This window comes from Microcoleus sp. M2_D5 (assembly GCF_036701935.1).
Taxonomy (GTDB): Bacteria; Cyanobacteriota; Cyanobacteriia; order Cyanobacteriales; family Microcoleaceae; genus Microcoleus.
Genome location: NZ_JAUBRP010000092.1, coordinates 1 through 21,795, shown reverse-complemented (window position 1 = coordinate 21,795; position 21,795 = coordinate 1). Strand labels below are relative to the sequence as shown.

Sequence of the window (21,795 nt, the reverse complement as noted above, 5' to 3'; positions counted from 1 at the left end):
CGTCCCGCCCGTCCTTAAAAGACGGGCGGGACGCCCATCCCACTTTCAAGAGTGGAAGTTATTTAGTTCTCATTCCTTAGTTTAAAGGTTGTAGTCAGGAATTCAGTTTTTATTGAATCCCGGTCTACATCATTTGTGAACTAGATTTTTTTAACGAACCGCGAAGGAAGAGAAATGAAGAGAAGTTTTGGTTGGGACGTTTAGAACATTCTTAATTGCACTTTATCCATGCGGTCGATTGCTTCTGACTTCTCTCCTACATAACTAAACTTTTTTCTTCTTCCTTCTTCCTTCGGACTGACATCCGTTACATCCGTTACATCCGTTACATAATCCGTTGCCGAACTTCTGCCATATATGCAAACTTCAGAAAAATCTCAAATTCCCAGCGACGATTTGAAACCAGCTAAAGAAAGCAATTTTCTAGCACAAAATCCACACTTGCAAACCCTCGAAATCCCCGGTTTCGACCCCAACAATCCGCCCGATCCGAAATTAATCGATACTTGCGTACACTGCGGCTTTTGTTTGTCAACTTGTCCGAGTTATCGCGTACTCGGCAAAGAAATGGATTCGCCCAGAGGCCGCATTTATTTAATGGATGCAATTAATGAAGGCGACGCACCTTTAAACGCAGCAACCTCACAGCATTTCGATACTTGTTTGGGCTGTTTGGCCTGCGTTACAACTTGTCCCTCTGGAGTTCAATACGACAAGTTAATTTCCGCAACTCGCCACCAAGTTACTAGAAATCAGGAACGCACTTTTTCCGACAATGTAATTCGCACTCTGATTTTTAATCTATTCCCTTATCCTCACAGATTGCGGCCGTTGCTTGTACCCCTGTTTATTTATCAAAAATTAGGACTGCCAAAACTTATCCGCAAAACAGGTTTGCTGAAAAAAGTATTTCCCCGCTTGGCGGCGATGGAATCAATTTTGCCGAAAGTTACTGTCGATTCTTTCCGCGATAATTTGCCAGAGGTAATTCCCGCACAAGGGGAGAAACGCTATCGAGTCGGCGTGATTTTAGGCTGCGTGCAGCGGCTGTTATTTTCGCCTGTTAATGAAGCTACGGTGCGAGTTTTGACGGCTAACGGTTGCGAGGTTGTGATTCCTAAAAGTCAGGGATGCTGTGCTGCTTTGCCGGAACACCAAGGCCAAGCCCAACAGGCGAAATCTTTGGCGAGACAAATGATTGATAGCTTTGAAAATACTGGTGTTGATTTTGTGATTATCAACGCTGCTGGGTGCGGCCATACTTTGAAAGAATACGGTCACATTTTAGCAGATGACCCGGAATATCGGGAGAAAGCTGAGAAATTTGCTGCTAATGTTAAGGACGTGCAAGAGTTTTTGGCAAGTGCGGGAATTACGGCGAAACTCAATCCTTTGATTGAGGGAGATTTGACAATTGTTTATCAGGATGCTTGTCATTTGTTGCACGGGCAAAAGATTAGTTTGCAGCCGCGTCAGTTGCTGCAAGAAATCCCTGGGGTGAAGTTAAAAGAACCTGTGGATGCGGCTTTGTGCTGCGGGAGTGCGGGGGTTTACAATATGCTTCAGCCGGAGGTGGCTGATGAGTTGGGTGTGCAAAAGGTGGAGAATTTGCTGAATACTGGGGCGGAGTTGATTGCTTCTTCTAATCCGGGTTGTTCTTTGCAAATTAAGAAGCATTTGGAGTTGCAGGGAAAAACAGTTACTTTGATGCACCCAATTGAGCTTTTGGATTATTCTATTCGCGGGGTGAAGTTGCTGCGGAAGTAGTTTTGTAGGGCGGGCGGTGTCTGCCCTATTTTCGATGCTGAGTGAGATTTTTTTTATGAACCGCAGAGGGCGCAGAGGGCGCAGAGGAAGAGAAGAGAGAGAAAGATGAGTAGGTTATTGTATTGAGAAAGTACGCGCGGCTTAGCTATCCCGCTCTTAATCGCACTTTTCACTCTTCCTACAAGCTAAAATTAAATTAAACCGTCCCTAACCCCGGACAACAGTTATGGTAACTCAACTCAAGTCTCCTCAAAAAGCCGATGTAATTTACCCCGACAGCGACGGCCAACCGATGTCTGACAATACCAAACAATTTCGCTGGATACTCATCATCCAACAAAATTTAGCGTGGCTTTTTGCCGATGACTCGAATGTATTTGTCGCGGGGGATTTGCTGTGGTATCCCGTCGAAGGAGATAACAAAACTTCTATCGGCCCGGATGTGATGGTAGTCTTCGGCAGACCGAAAGGAGATAGGGGTTCTTACAAGCAGTGGGAAGAAGAAAATATCGCGCCGCAAGTAGTGTTTGAAATTCTTTCTCCCGGTAATAAACTAACAGAAATGAATAAAAAACAGGTATTTTACGATCGCCACGGCGTAGATGAATATTACCTGTACGACCCGGAACGCAACGATTTCAGCGGTTGGATGCGTTCAGGGGGGCGTTTGGACGTAATTGATGCGATCGAAAATTGGGTCAGCCCGCGACTGGGAATTCGCTTTGATTTGTCGGGTGAAGAGTTGCAAATTTATCGCCCTGACGGCCAACCGTTTGCAAGTTATGAGGATGTTTCTCGCAGCTTGGAACAAGAACGACTGCGGGCCCAACAAGCCGAACAGCGGGCTGCTTTACTGGCAGAAAGACTGCGATCGATGGGAATTGACCCGGAACAATTGTAAACTAGACTGGGGAAAAGAGCGATCGCACTTTTAAATTTTAGCAAAAGTGCGATCGGCACAATAACTAATGACTAATGACTAATGACTATTTCCCCTCTTCTAACCTCAAAAAATGCACCTGTCCCGAAGCTTCCGCCACTACGATTGTCACCCCATCAGGTGCAATAGCGCAAGCTTTCAAGGCACTATCTCCGCTGAAACTAGCAATTACTTCTCGACTTAACAAATCCCAAACTTTGAGAGTATTATCGTCCGAAACAGAAATTGCCTTTGTTCCCACAGTCGCCACCGATGTTACCGCATCAGCATGACCTGCCAAAGTAAAAACTTCTTTTCTACTTGACAAATCCCAAACTTTCAAATTCTGTTCCCGCCCTCCTGAAATCGCCCATTTGCCATCGGCCGTAACTGCCACAGCATTCACAAAACTCTCATGACCTTTGAGAGTGAAAAGTAGATTTTTTACGGCTAAATTCCAGAGATTTGCCAAAATATTCTTTTCTTTACCCAAACTCCAAATTTTCAGAGTTTGGTCGCCGGAAGCCGAAATAACCCGCTTGCTGTCGGGAGTAACTGCCACAGCTTTTATCCCGTCCTCATGACCTAAAAAAGTAAAAAGTTCCTCTCCTGTTTCTAGATTCCAAACTTTAATAGTTTTGTCTCCAGAACCGGAAATCGCCATCGTTCCGTCTGGCGTCACTGCCACAGAATTTATCCAGTCTGTGTGACCCGTGAAAGTAAAGATTTCCTTTCCGGTTTCTAGATCCCAAACTTTCACAGTTTTGTCGCCGGAACCCGAAACTACTCGCTTGCTATCCGGTGTGATTGCGATCGCTTTTACCCAATCTTGATGCCCCGAAATAGTTAAAATTTCCTGTCCGTTTTTGAGATTCCAGACTTTAATGCTGTTGTCTCCTGAACCGGAAATCGCTTTCGTACCGTCCGCCGTCACTGCTACGGCATTTACCCAGTCATCGTGACCTGCAAAGGATAAATTTTCTTTGCCTGTTTCTAAGTGCCAAACTTTGAGAGTTTTGTCGGAGGAACCAGAAACTATCCGCTGGCCGTCGGGGGTAACAGCCACAGCATTCACTGGGGCTATGTGATTGGTAAAAGTGAAAAGTTCTTCTTTTGTTTCGAGATTCCAAACTTTCAGCGTTTTGTCGCCGGCCGCCGAAATTACCCGTTTGCCGTCGGGACTGACTGCCACAGCTTGAACGAAACTGCTGTGTTTTCCTAAAGTGAAAAGTTGCTTTCTTTCTGGCAAACTCCAGACTTGAACAGTTTCGTCGTAGCTGCCGGAAATTATTTTTTCGCCGTCGGGAGTAACGGCTACACTTTTTACCCAGTCTGTATGACCGGTGAGAGTAAAAAGTTCTTTTCCGGTTTCTATGTTCCAGACTTTCATGCTGTTGTCTCCTGACCCGGAAATCAACCGTTTGCTATCAGGACTTACTGCTACGGACTGGACAAAACTGCTGTGACCTTTGAAGTTAAAAATTACTTCCCTGCTTGTCAAATCCCAAACTTTAATACTGCCATCCCAAGAACCAGAAATTACTCGCTTGCCGTCGGGAGTTACTGCTACTGCTTCTACGGCAAAAGTATCGCCTGCAAAGGTAAATATTTCTGTCGCTGTTTCTAAATCCCAAATTTTAATTGTATTGTCCCAAGAACCGGAAATTACTTTAGTACCGTCGGGGGTTACAGCTACAGCATTGACGTAGGTAAGATGACCTTTGAGGGTGCCAAGTTCTTCTCCTGTTTCTAAGTGCCAAATTTTGAGAGTATGGTCGGAGGACGCAGAAATTGCCCGCTTGCCGTCGGGGGTGATTGCTACACCTTGTACCCAGTCTGTATGTCCGGTGAGGGTACGCAGCAATCTTCCGCCGGGAGGGGTAAAGCTGGGCGTTAGCGGTCGCAGCCAGGGGGTTGTTTGATGTTTTGCCTGTGCTAGCAGGGCTTGAATTTCTGGACTTTCAAAGCGCATCAAGCGGGCTATTAGTTGGGTGGCTAGTTGGCTTTTATCTGCGGCTAGAATGTGGGCTGACAGCCGAATTGCTTCTTGGATTAATTTGAGTTGGTCGGCTTTTTGGTCTGAGATAATATCGGGACTTGTTGCTAAATCGTAATCTTCTATTAGCGCCTGTACTCCCGATGCTGACAGCTTGGCTTTAATAAAATTGTAATCTGTTAGTAAGCTGTATAATTTTTCGGAGTCTGAAGTCGCTGCTAGCTGACTGGGCAATATTCCCAGGTAGTTCGTCTGTTCTGCGGGCTGGATTTTATCCAGCCCTTGTTTAAACTCGGTCATAAATTTACGGATGTGTTCTTTAAATGTATACGATCGCTACCTGCACCCTACCGAAAAGCCGATCGAGAATCTTTTCTCTTAGACTTAGCATGACATATTTGAATGCTATGTGCTATAGGCTTGCTGTCCTCGGTTTGGCGATGGTTCGATGAATTGCTTGTGTTTTAGTCGGAGTCGGCTTTGAGCATTTTCCAGCAGTGGGATTACAATAAATCCCCGCCCATATACTTAAACTCAGCAACGCCCTATTTACGGATCGATCGACAAAAACTCACATATATCGTTGTTTTTCTTAACATAGCTGGTATTTGGGCGGTGATGGTCGATAGACACTGTCAATCGATTGCGCGATTTTAGATTTTAGATTAAAGAATTGAAGCCTTGACTTGCGCGAGATAAATACGTTCGGCAAGTTTCTCGGATACAAGTTTTTTATTTCTGGACGGATGAATCGCGTGGCGGGTATCCTGGATGCGGGAATTGTCAAAGCTAAAAAATTTTAGGTATCGCAATCCTATTTAATGTGCGAAAAAGACTTTTTATAACGAAATATGATGGCGGATGCTTTAATTTTCTGTCAAGTCGGCCGCATCAGCGAGGCAGATGTCCCCCCAGGTTGGGTTTCGTACCAGGGCGGCATTTGCAATCTGTTTCGCCCAAAGCTCTCAGAAAGCTTTGCAGGTGCGCCCCCTTCCTCTAAAATATAAAAAAGGACTTGCACTCTTAAACCGGGTTTCTAGACAAAATCATTGGTTTGACCGCTAGATACGCAGGAAGAAACCGGGTTTCTGACTCCATAGCGCGCAAGTCACGATCGCAAATGAAGCAGTATTGACTTTAGAGACAAATTTCATGGATGTTATCGAGTTTTTCGAGTTAAGTGCAGGTAAATGGTTTTCTCAGCGTACCGTACACAATCTCCATTCTGGCCAATTGCAGGCAGGTAAATCCGACCTCAAAATAGAAATACTGACAGCTAGCGATGCAGCCGTCGTCAAACTTTGCCAACAACACTCGATTAACCCGGCTTCAACTAAGCTAACTAGCGTTCGGATTAGTTGGGACGGTATTCCCGATCGCGACCAAGCTAAACAAATCGGTTCTACAATACTAGCGATCGTACCAAATCCCGACAATCCAAGCGTTGGCAAAGTGTTGCAAGACAAAGGTAACAGCCGCTACGTGATGGACGGCGACGTGCTGACATTGATTACAGAATCAGACACCCTCCATGCCGAAGAAAGGCTGTGGTATCTCATGCCCAATTTGCGGCTGCGGACTAGCGTTGTTAAGCAAGCTAACGGTACGGAACAAGCTTCTTTTTGTTCGGAAATTCGGATGGGAGGAAGTGCCAAAAATGAAAAGTAACAAATAACTATCTATAGCGGTTCTCAAGCGTGGTGAGGTATGGGGGCGAGTCCTATGCCTATGTCCGATGCCCTCTTTGGCCGATGCCCGATGCCCGCGAGAGCACCTCATGTTACTGAGAAAGCCTATAGTTCCCAAAGTTTACACTCTATTTCTGCTTTCTCCCTTCTTTCTTCGGCCTTCTCTGGCAATCGCTTTTAACTTGGTATGAAAATCAGTGTGTTTGACAACTGGGAATGATTTTGCCACGGGTTTGTCTGCTAATTTTTGCTCGGCTTCGGCTCGATCGGCGAGGGCAGTAACATCCACATCTTCATATACTACAAATTCTGTATTTTCTTTTGTGCGATCGTCGGCTGCAGGTAATTTTCCTGTTTCCTCTGCTTCTGTGTTCGGGACTTCTGCATGAAGCGCCACATCAAGTTGCACCCCTGACGGCCCACGCAAATATAACTCTGCGGCAGTTACTTCCGGTTCCTGGTGCGATAAAAGTATATCTTCCGGTGACAGTTGAGCAGCACTTTCCCCGGTTAAATTTTGAGGAAAATTATTGCATACCAAGCGTTCAAACTCGCGATTGAAATGATAGAGAGGTTCACCTATCCGGTGCCACATACTCAATAGCTGTCCCACCGAAACAGCCTTGTAGCGGCCTTGATAAAGCGCTTCAACCACTGCTAAACGAAGCCAATAGCCGGGATACTTGGTCAGCCATTCACCCGCCAATTTCTCGGCTTTTTTGCCACCTAGGTCAAAACCGTAGTGAACCAGCAGAGCCGCTGCTTGTGCAGATATTGCGGTCACTTCTGTCATGTGTTGTCTGTTGACTGTTTTCTGTGGACTGTTTTCTGTTGGCGGTTGGTTCAAAATTCCCAATAACCAATTCCCAATGACCAATTCCCAATCACTAATTACCAATTACCAAGTGAATTAATCGGATAAACGCACACCTCCTTCTACAGTTCGCGCGTCCCCGGAAAAAGGTTGGGGAGTCCCATTCCAGTTGAAGTCGCTAATTCTAAAAGTCAGGCTGCCGACTTGACGCTCAGGATTAAAACGCAAAATGATTGCGTAGCTGCGGCGGCTGTATTCTAGAGTGTAATTCGTACTGATTGTTTCCCTGCTTTCTAAATTAATAGCACTTTGAAATCCAACTCGAAAGCCTCCGTAAACTTGCTGGACAAGCCCAAAAGACAGGACTCTCAAATCTACTAAGCGATCGAATAAAAACGGCGAGATACCGTCCCGCCCCACCTGGGTATAAGTCACGTTAAACCCAGTGTAGTCGAGGAAAGGGCGGGAGAAATGACCGAACTGCCCTTGAATGCCGACGCTGCCGGCGAGGGAATTTTGTCTGTCGCCGCTGCTGTAATAAGTACCAACTCCCCGGAGTCCCAAGGCCAGTTGCAAGAAAGGAACCACCGGCGTCCGCGTATACCTCAAACCCTGGGTGGGAGTGCGGGGCAGCGGTTCGCCCTCCCAGAGGTTGAAGCCGCGGCTTAAGGCGAAGCTAACTTGGGAACGCCCCAGATCGACGCGGTTGTTTTCCCGCACTGGTTCGAGCAAGTCTGGTCGATCGGTGTCAGCATTGATAAATTGATACCCGGCTTGGTAGCTGAGATTGATGCCCGTGCTTCCGAGTTGGATGACTGGGGAAGTCAGGACTGCCCCCAGACTGCTCTGCACGGTTTGAAAGCCCAGAGAACCGTTAAACAGCCGATCGCGATAACTGTATTCTGCAGCCAGAGTGTGAGTGCCGATCGACTGTCGCAGGCGCAAATTGCCCCGAAAGCTGTCTTCCGGCAAATTCGGGAAATTTTCAAAACTCAGAAATATTGCCGATCCGTCGAGGCTGGTGCGCGGGCCCAGACTAGCGCGCAACCTCGCTTTGAGCCCGTAGCTGTCGGGAGAAAACGGATTGCCGCCGTTCTCTGCCACGAGACGCTGCAGGTAAATTTGGGGCGTCAGAGTCAGCCGCACCGGCCCGTTTTGCAACACCTCAAAACCGCACTCGGCATACAAACCGCCTCTGTCTCCCCCGTCGTAACCAAAGGTCAAGCACGGGCCGTTTTGCTGTCGGCTGTCAAACACTTGCCTGCGGGGATACACGGGTATTTTCACCCGGTTGTCGAACACCAAGCGGGGTTTAGTTGTGACTAATTCCTCTGCCGTGGGCGAAATCCTTCTAATCGTCGCCCTCCGGGCCCTGTATTCAAATTCCGGCGGGGAAAACGGGTCGTTGGTAAGCCGAATGTTGGTTGCTACCCTCGCGCCGTCTGGCAGGAGTTCGATGCGTTCTGCTTCAAAACGGATGCGGTTGACGGCACCAGTAACTTGGGGGGCTGCTAGCTGTCCGCCGCCGCCGATAGTGACTGTAGCGGCGCCGGGGGATTTGACTCCGCGCAGGGGCTGCTGGCTGGTAATTCGATCGCTCAGCGGCTGTTCGAGAATCGTCCCGGCACTAATATCTGTCGGCAGTGTGGGGGTCAATTCGCTACCTGCTGCGGGCAGGAATATTTCCCCCCTGGCTTGTTCGACTGCGCCGCTGTTGAGGCCGAGATTGAACTCCATCCGCTGGCCGCGCACTACTTGTTGCCCGCGGGTATAGGCGACATTGCCAGATGCTACCACTTGGCGGGTGACTAAGTTGACGATCGCCCGATCGGCATCAATCACAGTTTGCCGGAACCGCACAACGACATTACCCACCGCCGTCACAATTTGCTGCTTGTCGTCGAATTCTTGGCTGTCGGCCTTAACTTCGATAGTATCGGCTGGAGTCACCGGAAAAGGCACAGTCCGCCCTGCTGGGGGGGTGCGGACTCCCGGCGCGGCTGGCTTAGGTTTCGGTGTCGGCGCAGGGGGCGTTCTGGGTGCGGGGGCGGTTCCCGGTGCGGGAATGTCGAACTGCTGTTGCCCGCTGGGTGCTGGTTCTAGCGCGGGTTCTGGAACGGGAATCTCCGCAGGTTCGGGGGAGTTATCTTCTAACTGCCGGCCTTGGGCCTGATACCAACTTTCCTGCTTTCCGGCAAGATTCCTCTCCTGTTGTTTCTGCGCCTCTGCGGTTCGTTTCCGATTGCGAATGGCAATCGCATTTTCTACCGAACCCAATTGGTAAGCCGTAAACGAGGAATCTTTCGGAGTTTCCGCAGTTTCGGGTTCTCCCGCAGGAGGCCGGCGCTGAAATCCCACCACTGCCTCGCCGCTTTCGACTTCCGCTAGGGGGTCGGCGATTTCTGGAGGCTTATCGGTGGCTGGGGTGGTGCCGAGGAGTGTGGCTGCGGGTTCTGCTGGGGCCTGTGTGGGTTCTGGCTGAAAGATATCTGGGCTTGGTTCCGGTATTTCTGCGGGGTTGCTGCGGGTGTCTCCATCGCCGGCCGCCACAGTGAGGGCGACTTTTTTTGGCTTTGCGATGTAGATGATGGCAGAGGGTTCGGGCGGCGGTACCGGATAGGGCATAGTTACAACAGGTAAGTCATCCGATTTTAGATTTTAGATTTTAGATTTTAGATTTTATAGGGTGCAATTTATTGAAAATTTTTGCCTCTAAAAGGCAACTGTTTAGAAATTAATCTGACATCTGAAATTTGCCGTGGCTTGGGCGCGCCGGAATATGGCTGTCTGAACTTGCTTCCGACACAAGATAACCTCGCCGATGGTGCGAGGTCAAGTTTTGTGCGACTAATTTTTGCGGGTTTGGGGGCTTACTGGGGGGCTGCGGTGGCGTGCCCCCAGCAAGTGGCCGGGATAACTTGTTTATTCCATGTCTCTGCGGTTGGGGTTCCGAGCTGGGTCATTGGACAAAAATCCAAATATAAACAGGGAAACAAAAAATAAAACAACTACATTAACTACGATTTTGAGGGTTAGCACTGTGGTAGTCTCCAAAGATGGCATAATACTGAGCTGATTAGCTGCTTTTGTGGCAACTTTTTTATCTTGACACTCCCGGCGCGATCGCGACGGGGATTCTTAAGACTTTCGGGCCTTAATATCCCTATTGCCAGGGTTTCCGGGCGCAATCCTTTTGCCAAAAATGGCGGTCTGCTATCCTAGTCTTGCAACTAGCTCCTCGGTCGTGACTTTCCTCCAGTCCGGGGGTAGGTTTTAACGTCTTTTACTGACGATTTAATCGGTTCAGAACCTTTGTATTGGTTGTGATTAATTATTTTGAGCATCCGTACTGCTGTTAAGCTAGATACTTGATTTCTCAAAATTCGCAACTTTTGACTCTTTTGACAATAGCACACTTGCCAGACATTTGTGCAATTGGTATATCTGATAGGCTGGATTTATCCTGCCTGGCCCTTTCATCCCTGGACTCTAGTCGAGCGGGTTTTCAGGGTATTTTTTAATAAGCTACAGATTAGTCAATTTTCTCTTTGTTTTTGAGGATTTTTGCCAAGTTGCTTTTTGCCCAATTCCAGAGTTGCTCGGCGATGTTTTCTAGCCGCAGCATGATTCGATCGAGCCATTCGAGCACTTGTTCTAGGGGGTGCTTAATGTATCCCATCGATTCTGCTTTTGTTTCTAAGTATTCGCCATCGGGGGGGACGCCTGCGCTGGGATTTTTGGGTTCAGCAGCAGCGCGGGTTGGGGCGGTGTATCTGCTGGTTTGCGCGGTGATTGCTACTGGGGATTGGTTGTTTTGTGGGGTGTTCGGGTTGGTGTTTTTTGGCACTTGGGTTTCCGGCGCGCGCCCTGGGGTTGATTCTGCTGCAAGTGCAGAGCTATTTTTTTGAGTAACTGCTAAATCAGATAAATCAGATGCTGTTTGGGGTTGACTTTTTGGGCTTTTTGCGAGCAAGCTCTGTTTTAGCTGCCCCAGCAGGCGGTTAAGTGCTTCGGGGTAAGGGGATATTGGGACTGCGCTCGATCGACCTTCGGGCAATTCTCCTAATTCTGCTATTTGGGGTTTGACTTTTGGGCTAGTTTGTGCTATTTCGGTTTCGCAACTGCCGTCGATTAAATGCGGCGGTGCTGCTTCCCCGAATAAGTCTTGCCAGTTCAGCCACGGTCGATCGACCTCTGGGCTGTTTTGTGTATTTTCTTGTTTTTGTCGCTGTTTCAAATAATACTGAATAGCAACTGATTTCTCCGTATTATCACTGGCTGCCGTTTCTTTGCCCAAAAGATGGTCTACTGACGACCAAATCATTTGTTCGATGTTTCTAGCGTATTTTTCGAGGATGTCGCGGGCGGAAAAATCTACATAGGCGTCTGATCCGGATGTGTCAATTTTGACTCCGGGGGCTTCTGTGGGTGCGGCGATTGTTTTTGCCGATGGCGGGAGGGTTAATTCCTCGATGTTGACGGCGGCGCGATCGAGTAATGTAACAAAGGAGAGAGGAGTTGGGGGTCGATCGAACTTGCTGTTAAAATTAGTTTCTAGTTTTGGGGTATTGCGGTCGATCGAATTCGATGCCGCAATTGACTGCTGTGCGGTTTTTGCTTCGATCTGCGCGCGGGCTTTTTGGACTAGGATGGCATTGCGGTCGATCGATTTTTTAACTGCGAGGATTGATTCTCCAAACTGATTTCTTTTGAGGGCAACCGGACTCGTCTGAAGCCATGCCATCAATTCCCAAAAACGACGCATCGGCGGCAACTGCGCTTTTTTCGCCGCTGACTCCAAACCGAGATTAAATTTTAATTCTTTTTGGGTAATTTCCCGCCGTTCGGGCCCGCTGTTGGCAATTTCCCAAGTTATGCTACCTTCGAGAATTTCCTGCTGTTCGGGTGTCAAAATATCTAATATCTGATTTTCACCTCCGACCAATACTAAAGTGCGGGCTGGTATAAAACTGGCGATTCCCTCTACTTTCGGTTGGGGTTTTAATTCAGTTTTAGCAAGCGGGTGTTCTAAGACGGAAGTGGTTTGATGCTTGGCGGTTTGTCCGCTAAAATTGATAGCCGGAGGTAAATTGTTAGCAGCATTTCCTTGATTAATTAACAGCGGGAAGCTGGCTAAAGTTTTCGCGGTTTGCGACGAGTTTAGCAAATTTTCGGCGAGGTGCAAAATTTCGGCGATCGAACTTTCTTCGGAAACTTCCCCCCGATACCAATTTTGTGGCAAATCGGGATTTTCGTCGCCGCCAAATTCTTGCAATTCCGGTAAATCTACTTTTTGACTTGATGCCCGCAACTGTCGGCCCAGCATTCGGGAACTTTGCACCAGCAAGTAAGCCGGATAAAGCAGAATTTGGGTGGCGGTGAGAGTTGTTTCTTTAATTTGACGCCAAGTTCGATCGCAATTGTCGGCGACTTGGCGGGACTGTTTCGATATAAAATTTAATAATCGGCTTTGGTATGGGCCGTAGTAACCGTTGGACATAAGTTTAATTATTGAATTCAGGGAATTGCTAAATATTGCTGTAAAATCAAAGCGATATCTTAATCTCCGCTTCAAACCCTCTGAAACCTTTATTTCTTCGCGTCCTTTGCGTCTTCGCGGTTCAATCCGATCTTTGATTCCTACCCAATTTTGATTTTAGCTAAAAATGAGCGCTTCTGTGTCACCTGCTAGCAACAATATTTCTGCCGCTGTCGAAAAGTTGCGCCGCCTCAGTCAAGTGGAGGTTCAGTCTGGTTGGAGGTACTGCGATTCTGACTCGGCGGTTTCTTCGGTAAATATTTGTAACAGCCCTGTTGCCGAACTTAACGGCAAAGGACATATTGCTTGGCCGTCTGGGAAGCAAGTTTTGTCTTTGGGCCAGCAATTTGTAATTCCTGACAATTTGCACGGCTATCCTGTGGTTGGTTTGCGGTTGCTGCTGGGTTTGACTTGGTGGGCAGAAGATGCTCAAATTTTTGTCAACGGCGAGTTAGTCGGACAGGGAGATTTATTTGATTTTGCCGATCGAGTTTTGTTGAGTTCGTCGGCTAATCCCGGAGATGAATTTTTAGTAATTTTGCGGTTGGTAAGTCCGGGTCACGATAGCGGTGCTTTAGTGCGATCGATTTGTTTGTACGAATCTGCTGACTCTTCTTGTTTCGATCCGGGTTTTGTGGCTGCCGAATTAGAGATTTTGCAAAATTCGCTAAGTCAAAATTTAGAAATTAAAAATTCCCAATACCTCCCCACCGAAATAATAGCAAATCGCCCCAGGTTTGTCAAGGGGGAAATGCTGAAATCTGAGATTGATTTGGCGCTTGGTTTGATTGATTGGTCGGCGGTGGGCGATCGCGAAAAGTTCGATCGCTCGCTGTCTGTTTTGCGGCACAATTTACTGGGATATCTGCGGGCTTTTTTGGGGGATTTAGATGAGGGAACCGCAGAGGCCGCAGAGGGCGCAGAGGGAGGAAGAAGAGATGAGGTTTTTGAGGTGGGAGAAAGTAGCAATGCTACATCTATATATATAGGAGAAAGCGGCGATCGCACATCTATATATACAGGTAAAATCTATTTGGTGGGTCACGCTCATTTAGACTTAGCTTGGCTGTGGCCTGTCCCGGAAACTTGGGACGCGGCAAAGCGAACTTTTGAGTCGGTATTGAAATTGCAATCGGAGTTTCCAGATTTGATTTTCTGCCATTCAACTCCGGCGCTTTATGCTTGGATGGAAGAACATCGCCCGGACTTATTTGCTGCGATTAAAAAACAGGTGGCCGTCGGACGCTGGGAAGTTGTTGGCGGGATGTGGGTAGAACCGGATTTAAACTTGATTTCTGCTGAGTCAATGGTGCGGCAAGTTTTTTACGGACAGCGTTATGCAAAAGAAAATTTTGGGGAATTGATGCGGGTGGCTTGGCTACCGGATACTTTCGGTTTTGGATGGCAATTACCTCAGATTTTGCGGCAAGGTGGAGTTGATTATTTTGTGACGCAAAAGTTGCGGTGGAACGATACAACGGAATTTCCCCACGGTGTTTTTTGGTGGGAAGGGTTGGACGGTACTAAAATATTTAGTATGATGTCTCCTCCCATTGGTGAAAGTATAGAAGCTGTGAAAATGGCAGGTTATGCTTTTGACTGGCAAGCTAAAACTAATTTGCTAGATGCTCTTTGGTTGCCTGGGGTTGGCGACCACGGCGGTGGCCCGACTCGTGATATGTTGGAGGTGGGGAAACGCTGGAAAATGTCGCCTTTTTTCCCTAAGTTGGAGTTTGCGAAAGCGGTTGATTATTTGTCTTTGATTGAGAGTCAGTTTTTGCCTGCAGTTGCGGAAACTAAGCCAGAAAGCGATGTTCCACAATCGGACAATCAGGAGAATTTGCGGGCGCGAGAATTGTTCAATTTGTCGCCAATGAAGGATGCAAATCCTCCCATCTCACAACTCAAAACTCTCCCCGTTTGGCAAGACGAACTTTATTTAGAATTCCACCGGGGTTGCTACACGACTCGCGCCGACCAAAAACGCCAAAACCGCCGCTGCGAAGAATTGCTCTACCAAGCTGAGTTGCTGTCTTCGCTGGCAACTATTTGTACTGGTGCGGTTTATCCGAAATCTGAGTTAGAATCTGCTTGGAAACAAATTTTGTTTAACCAGTTTCACGATATTTTGCCCGGTTCTGCGATCGCCCAAGTTTATGCAGATGCTAATCTAGCTTTTGCTGAGGTCGATCGCACTTGTCGCGAAATCCTGCTACAATCTTTGGATGCCATCTCGGCTCAAATTTCTCTCCCTTCCCCTCCGCAGCCTGACGCTCAACCGATTTTGATTTTCAATACTCTCAATTGGGATCGCTCTGAGGTTGTCGCTGTACCGCTTCCTGATTCCGCTGATTCAGCTTGGCAAATTTACGATTTTTCCCGACGGCGACTGGCTTCGCAGATTGTCAGGGGCGATCGACCGCAATCGCAATCTACACTGTTATTTTGGGCAAATAATATTCCCGCCGTTGGCTACCGGGTGTTTTGGCTGTGTCGCGAAGACGCTCAAACTGTAGATAATCCGTCCGCGAGTCCAGAAACCGAAAAAAAGACAGATTTATCAAAACTTACATACGGTATAGCACAAAAAAACACGCCTTGTCAAGAAACGCATTTTTCAGCCGCACAAATGGTTTTAGAAAATGAATTTATTCGGGCAACAATAGACGGACAAACCGGGGATTTATCCAGCATTTGGGATAAAGTAAATAACAGAGAAGTCCTGAATGCAGCAGGCGGCAATCAACTGCAAGCATTTCAAGACAGCGGTCAATATTGGGATGCTTGGAACATCGACCCAAATTATGAAAAACATCAACTACCAGCGCCGATACTGAAAGATATTTCCTGGATAGCACAGGGAGAAATACGGCAGAGTTTGCGGGTAGTCCGACAAATTGGTAAATCCGAGTTTTGCCAAGATTATATAGTAGAAATAGGTTCGCCGCTGCTGAAAATCAAGACAGTGGCTGATTGGCAAGAAACTCACGTTTTAGTAAAAGCAGCCTTTGGGTTAAATGTAGAAGCAGACTTGGCAACTTGCGAAATTCCCGGCGGTGCGATCGCACGCACAACCAAGCCGCAAACACCCGCCGAAAAAGCCAAATGGGAAGTGCCGATTTTGCGCTGGACTGATATCAGCAATGACGGTTTTGGAGTGAGTTTGCTCAACGATTGCAAATACGGTTGCGACCTTCAACCGAATCGAATTCGGCTGACTTTGCTTCGCGGTTCGACTTGGCCGGATGAACAAGCAGATGTAGGAGTTTCGGAATTTACTTGTGCAGTCTATCCCCATGCTGGAAATTGGCAAGAAGCCGACACAGTTCGACAGGGGCACGAGTTAAATTTGCCGCTGCTAGTAAAGGTGTTGCCCAAGTTAGAGAAAAATGACTACAAGACTCTGCCCGCAGTTGGCAAGTTTTTGGATTTGTCCGCTGACAATTTAGTGCTGATGGCATTCAAACAATCGGAAGATGATTCTAATGTGTGGATTTTGCGGTGTTGCGAGTGTCACGGTGAAGAGGCGAAGTTGGAATTAAAGAGCGATTTGGGTTTGGCGATTAGTCACCCCGTCGATTTATTAGAACAACCCATAAATTTGTCTCAGAATTCAGACGATGGGACAAGTTTCAGAATATCACCGTGGAAAATAGCCAGTTTTGCAGTCAATTTATCATTACCAATGGAGAATAGTACCCCATCGGACATTTATCCAACCTTTTGAGACTTTGGGAACTTACTGCTAACAAAATTTGTCAACCTGCGCCAATTAGCTCTCACAACTTTCTTCCGATCTAAAATATGCAAAATTACGAACGCTAAAAATGTGTACGCCAGCCAAAAATGCAAACTCCTTCCCAAATCAACCATTGCGGAATTCTGCGGAAACACATCCGGTAAAACAATGCCGAAAAATTTCACATTGTTACTTTTGAAAGAGTTAGAAAAAAAGAAGCCTGTAACCGGAACTAGCCACATAAAAACGTACAAAGTCGCGTGCAGAGCAAAATTTTTGTACCATTCCTTTGTAAACTTTGGCAGGCGTTTTGTATATTTTTTCCACCATACCCGCAACAGAGTTAAAATCCGCCAAGTCAGTAAAGCCATTGTCAGCACCGCTACGGATTTGTGAAAATCATAAAGGGGGCCTCGAATAAACAAGCCTCTGGGCAATCTAGCCATAGACGTACCGCCAATAAACAGCACTAAATAGCAAGCTGACATCACCCAGTGTAAGGACATCAGTTGTTTGAACGCAGAATTAAGTCTGGGTTTCGCAGCGGGTTGGGTAGTCACTGTTCCTTACCTCCTTAGCGTTTGCTGGACAAGATTAAGTATAAGCTATAGGACTAAAGTCAGTGGCCGATTGTGCATTATAAGATTTACTTAACTTAAGTATTATAAATATTTATTAAATAGTCTAATTAAGTATATTCACGATCGTCATTCCCAATACAAAACATCGTACTGGGGTCGATCGCCTCTCAAGCAGTTTTCAGGTCGAGTATCCCCAAAAGCCACCGCACTCATCTGACCCGATAATTGCAACCGCCGACTGGTTCATCCGCCGCCCCGGCAAATATCCCAAATCAAATCCGAAGTAGGTCTGTCCCAATACTAGGTATTTGAGTGTTATCATATATACTTAAAACCATTAATTGCCGATTTTTTTATTGTCTAGGATGTTAAAAGTACAGACGGGGTAATTGCAGCTAAACCTGCTGGCATTGCAACTAGCGGGAAATATCGTCGGCAGACCGTGTACCAGCTACAAACAAACACAGTGGTTGGATGGGGAAGCGAAAACCAGCACGCTGGACAAGTGGTATTTTTGTTACAACTTGTAACTTTTTTCAAACAACAGGTTTAATTTAGTTTCACAAAAAAGTTAAATTCCAGAAAGTAAAATTAATTACAGTCGAGTTAAGCTAAAAGTGTTTGCTAAAAAAAGTCATTCAAGCAACCCCGAAACCAACTATTCTCACTTGACCGACACAGAGGGCGAGTTCGCGACAGCAAAACTTGCGTGCCGCCAACAAGTCGAACAAGATTGGTATGGAACTCTCTACGAGAATTTTCCGGGCATTTATTTCGTTCTAGATGCTTTGGGAAGAGTTTTTTCGCTCAATCAATTTGGTGCGTCTCGCCTCGCCTACAAATCGCAAGAATTAATTTGTCATTCAATTTTTAACATATTTTACTGCCAAGAGCAAGGCAAAATGCAGGCAGAATTTGCTGGATTGGTTCAGCCGGAAAACGGTACGGCAACTCCTAAAATTGCCTGTTGGGAAGGCTGCTTGACTTGCAAAGATGGCAGGATTATTAGGGTACAAGCAACCGCGCGCCCGATGCCGGCGGTTGATTGGAAAATAGAGGAAAATAGCAAGGGTCGTTCAATTGCCAATTTCCAACGGCCGGCTGTACTGTTAGTTTGTGAAGAAATTAAGGCTGCTTCGCAGTCACCCACCTCGCCCAACCAGAGGGTAAATTGGCGCAGTCCAACTTTAGCGATCGCAAAATTAGCCAAAAGTCAGCTTAAACAACGCAACAATCTAGAAGGCTTCATCCGCGAAGTAACAGAAACCGCTGTCAGTATTGTCAACTGCGATCGAGCAAGTATTTGGCTGTACGGCGAAGACCAAACGCAGCTTCACTGCATCGACCTTTACGAACAAAATACTAAACTCCATTCCGTACAAATAATCATCACAGCAGCCGACTGTCCGGCATATTTTCAAGCTTTAAAATCTGCAAGCGCGATCGCAACAGTGGCAGCAGAAAATGACCCCAGAACGCGAGAACTGGTCGGTCTTTATTTGCTCGATAGGGGCAGCACTTCTCTGTTAAACGTACCGATTGTGCTAGCAGGTCAAAGGTTGGGAATAATCAGCGCCGAACGCCAGGGTTCGGACGGTGATTGGACGGAAGAAGAACACGAATTTACCCAAATATTAGCAGATTTTGTGTCCTCAAGTTTGTCAACTAGCGAAAAGTTAAAATTAGAAGCCGTGCGGCACGAACAGCAGCAAAACTTGCTAAGCCAATACTACGATCAACTAGAAGAAAGAGTAGAAAGACGCACTGCTGAACTCAAAAAAGCTAACCACAAACTGCAAAAAGAAATAATTAAAAGAAAACAAGCAGAAGCCGAACTACGGCTGCAGCAGCAAGAACAGCAAATTATTTTTGATTCGGTGCCGGCGATGATTTGGCTCAAAGATACCGAAAGTCGCCTGCTGCGAATTAATCAAGCCGCCGCTGCATCGAGAGGTTTGCCCGCAGCTCAATTAGAAGGTAAATCTTTTTATGAAATCTATCCAGACGAAGCAGAGCAATATTATTTAGAAGATTTGGAAGTAATCAATTCCGGCGTTCCCAAACAGGGGCAAGTCGAACTGCTACCAACAGCATCGGGTCAAAAATGCTGGGTGCGGACAGATAAAATACCTTACCGCGATGAAACCGGTAAAGTCGCTGGTGTCATCGTGTTTGCCGTAGATATTACTGATTTAATTAGAGTCGAAAAAGAATTGCGAGAATATCGCGATCGCCTCGCACAAAAAGTCGAAAAACGTACTGCTATGTACAGGCAAGCCATGACCGCTTTGTACTCGGCAAATACGCAATTGCAACAGTTAATTAACAACAGCTATTCCTCTGGGGAAAATGGCAGCAGCCAGTCAGCAGCGCGCTTGCTCGAATGCGAAGCTTATTTTGAAGCTGTTGCCGTGGCTGACCGCGACACCATTTTGAGCGTCAGCAGTAATTTTGCCCAACTTTTCGGTTACGAACCTGCGGAAATGGTGGGAATGAGTTTGCTGGAACTACTGTCGCCGAAATCATACAAACAGGCGCCACAAATGATTTCTGCCGCCAGCAATACAGTCTGTGAAACTATTTTTCTCAAGCGAGATGGAACTGCTTTTCCTGCTGACGTTCGCAGCAAATTCGTATTTTGGGAAGGTCGTTTAGTTCAGGTGAAAGCAGTCCGAGACCTCACGGAACGCAAATTGACCGCAGCAGAATTAGAGCGATCGCGCTCTCTGCTGCACGCTACATTAGAAGCAACTGCCGACGGCATCCTCGCCGTTACTACTGCCGGAGAAATGATTAGTTATAACGAAAAGTTAGTTCAAATGTGGGGAATTTATGAAGAAGTTAGAAACTCAATGGATAGAACGGTGCGGCTGGCATTCCTCACGAAGCAAGTGAAAGATCCGAGGGCTTTTTTGCAGAGAGTTAAAGAATTTTATAGCGATGCGGAGTCGGAAGGTTGCGATATTCTAGAATTTAAAGACGGCCGCACTTTTGAGCGCTACACGCAGCCGATTCGCGTCGGACAAAATATTATTGGCAGGGTGTGGCGCTTCCGCGATATTACCTCTCGCGAAAAGGTGACGGCCATGTTGGGAGATTCTCAAAGGCGCTTTCGGGCAATTTTTGATTCTTCTTTCCAATTTGTGAGCTTGTTGAAACCGGACGGCACTCTGCTGGAAGCTAACCAAACTTCTCTGGATTTTGCGGGAATTAAGCTACGGGATGTGGCAAATAAGCCGTTTTGGCTGCTGCCTTGGTGGGGAGATTCTGAGAAAGTTCAGGAACAGTTGCAGGAGGCGATTTCTCGATCGGCAAAAGGTGAATTTGTCCGCTATGAAGTGGAAGTTCAAGGTGTAAATCGGACGGCAACTGTTGATTTTTCTCTCAAACCAGTCGCGGATGAAACTGGCAAAATAGTATTGTTGCTGCCGGAAGGTCGGGACATTACTCACAGTAAGCAAGCCCAAGTCGCGCTGCGGCAACAAATAGAACGGGAACGCCTGATCGGGCAGATTCAATCGCGCATTCGTTCTTCTCTGGATCTCCAAGATATTCTCAACACTACAGTAGCGGAAGTGCGGGAGTTTTTGGCAACCGATCGCGTGCTGGTTTTCCGCTTCCGACCCGACTGGAACGGAGATGTGGTGGTGGAGTCGGTTGCAGAAGGATGGATGCCACTCAAGGGGATGGCAATTGACGATTGCTGTTTTGCCAATACTTACATCGGACAGTATTTAAAGGGCCGCATTCGCGCCGTAGAGGATATTCATGCTTCTAATTTGAGCGAGTGTCACCTTAATTTTTTGGAGACTTGTCAGGTGAAGGCAAATTTGGTAGTGCCGATTGTCCAGCAGGGAATAGAACCGAGGGAAGGTAACAGTTCTTGTCAAGTGCCGAAGTTGTGGGGTTTGCTGATTGCCCACCACTGTTCGGCACCCCGCCAGTGGCAGCAGTTTGATGTGGATTTACTGAGTCAGTTGGGTACTCAAGTGGCGATCGCGATCGAACAATCTTTACTTTACCAGCAGCTAGCTGCAGCCAACCAGCGGTTGGACGGGCTGGCGAATTTGGACAGTCTGACTCAACTAGCTAACCGCCGCCGTTTTGACGAGGTGATCAACCGGGAATGGGAACAGTCGAGCTCTTTGGAACCGCTATCTTTGATTCTGTGCGACATTGACTGTTTTAAACTTTACAACGACAATTACGGCCATCAAGCCGGGGATGCTTGTTTGCAGCAAGTGGCGCGGGCGATCGGGGATGCTTGCACAAACGCACCCGCAGAACGCCTCTATTTGGCTGCTAGGTACGGCGGCGAGGAATTTGGGGTAATTTTGCCAAATACGGATGTCGTCGCTGCACAGGCTATTGCTGAGGGAATCCGCCAGCGCGTCAAAGCCTTGGCAATTCCCCACATCAAGTCTGTTGTCAGCGATTGTGTGACTCTCAGCTTGGGAGTTGCGGCAGTTTCGCCAAGTCAAAATTCTCCGAAAATGTTGATTGAAGCGGCGGATAAGGCACTGTATCGAGCTAAGTCTGGCGGGCGCGATCGAGTGGCTATTAATGATTAGTCAGGTTATTTTAGATTTGAGATTTTAGATTTGGGAATTACTGATGAAGCTGCTGGTTTGGAGCTTGTCTGCTGTGGCATTCTTTTTTGAAACTGGTGTTAGTAAGGAATGAGAATTAAATAACTTCCACTCTTGAAAGTGGGATGGGCCTGAAAGCCCGTCTTTTAAGGACGGGCTTTCA

General features: G+C 47.1%; 11 protein-coding genes. 5 read left to right on the top strand and 6 right to left on the bottom strand.

What is annotated here, in order from left to right; all coding sequences use genetic code 11:
- Positions 1-357 precede the first annotated feature (357 nt).
- Both QUA50_RS26105 and QUA50_RS26100 read left to right on the top strand, forming a co-directional pair.
- Positions 358-1,767 (top strand): heterodisulfide reductase-related iron-sulfur binding cluster, encoded by a 1,410-nt coding sequence (locus QUA50_RS26105; protein WP_333263791.1) that lies wholly within the window; start codon positions 358-360, stop codon positions 1,765-1,767.
- Positions 1,768-1,993: 226 nt separating this feature from the next.
- Complete coding sequence (locus QUA50_RS26100; protein WP_333263793.1) at positions 1,994-2,668, top strand: Uma2 family endonuclease; 675 nt, start codon at positions 1,994-1,996, stop codon at positions 2,666-2,668.
- An 85-nt stretch (positions 2,669-2,753) separates the two neighbouring features.
- On the opposite strand, the gene QUA50_RS26095 is transcribed toward QUA50_RS26100, so the two are convergent.
- Complete coding sequence (locus QUA50_RS26095) at positions 2,754-4,982, bottom strand: beta-propeller domain-containing protein (RefSeq protein WP_333263795.1); 2,229 nt, start codon at positions 4,980-4,982, stop codon at positions 2,754-2,756.
- Between the two features lie 852 nt (positions 4,983-5,834).
- On the opposite strand from QUA50_RS26095, the gene QUA50_RS26090 reads away from it, so the two are divergent.
- The gene (locus QUA50_RS26090) at positions 5,835-6,350 is read left to right on the top strand and encodes a phycobiliprotein lyase (protein WP_333263798.1); all 516 of its coding nucleotides are present in this window, start codon (positions 5,835-5,837) and stop codon (positions 6,348-6,350) included.
- A gap of 141 nt (positions 6,351-6,491) precedes the next feature.
- On the opposite strand, the gene QUA50_RS26085 is transcribed toward QUA50_RS26090, so the two are convergent.
- The 4 genes from QUA50_RS26085 to QUA50_RS26070 all read right to left on the bottom strand — a co-directional run bounded on the left by QUA50_RS26085 (position 6,492) and on the right by QUA50_RS26070 (position 12,684).
- Positions 6,492-7,268, bottom strand: a complete 777-nt coding sequence (locus QUA50_RS26085) for a hypothetical protein (RefSeq protein ID WP_333298664.1) — start codon at positions 7,266-7,268, stop codon at positions 6,492-6,494.
- 12 nt (positions 7,269-7,280) lie between these two features.
- Positions 7,281-9,809, bottom strand: coding sequence for a DUF3769 domain-containing protein (locus QUA50_RS26080; RefSeq protein WP_333263803.1), 2,529 nt, complete (start codon positions 9,807-9,809; stop codon positions 7,281-7,283).
- Between the two features lie 297 nt (positions 9,810-10,106).
- Positions 10,107-10,223, bottom strand: a complete 117-nt coding sequence (locus tag QUA50_RS26075; RefSeq protein WP_039887172.1) for a photosystem II reaction center protein I — start codon at positions 10,221-10,223, stop codon at positions 10,107-10,109.
- 493 nt (positions 10,224-10,716) lie between these two features.
- The gene (locus QUA50_RS26070; protein ID WP_333263806.1) at positions 10,717-12,684 is read right to left on the bottom strand and encodes a hypothetical protein; all 1,968 of its coding nucleotides are present in this window, start codon (positions 12,682-12,684) and stop codon (positions 10,717-10,719) included.
- Positions 12,685-12,850: 166 nt separating this feature from the next.
- On the opposite strand from QUA50_RS26070, the gene QUA50_RS26065 reads away from it, so the two are divergent.
- Positions 12,851-16,450 carry an alpha-mannosidase gene (locus QUA50_RS26065; RefSeq protein WP_333263809.1) on the top strand — a complete coding sequence of 1,200 codons (3,600 nt, stop codon included), beginning with the start codon at positions 12,851-12,853 and terminating at the stop codon, positions 16,448-16,450.
- Here the strand turns inward: QUA50_RS26065 and QUA50_RS26060 are convergent.
- Positions 16,435-17,022 (bottom strand): cytochrome b, encoded by a 588-nt coding sequence (locus QUA50_RS26060; RefSeq protein ID WP_333263812.1) that lies wholly within the window; start codon positions 17,020-17,022, stop codon positions 16,435-16,437. The genes QUA50_RS26065 and QUA50_RS26060 overlap by 16 nt on opposite strands.
- A 638-nt stretch (positions 17,023-17,660) precedes the next feature.
- Here QUA50_RS26060 and QUA50_RS26055 point away from each other — a divergent pair.
- Positions 17,661-21,614 carry a PAS domain S-box protein gene (locus QUA50_RS26055; protein WP_333263815.1) on the top strand — a complete coding sequence of 1,318 codons (3,954 nt, stop codon included), beginning with the start codon at positions 17,661-17,663 and terminating at the stop codon, positions 21,612-21,614.
- Positions 21,615-21,795 lie beyond the last annotated feature (181 nt).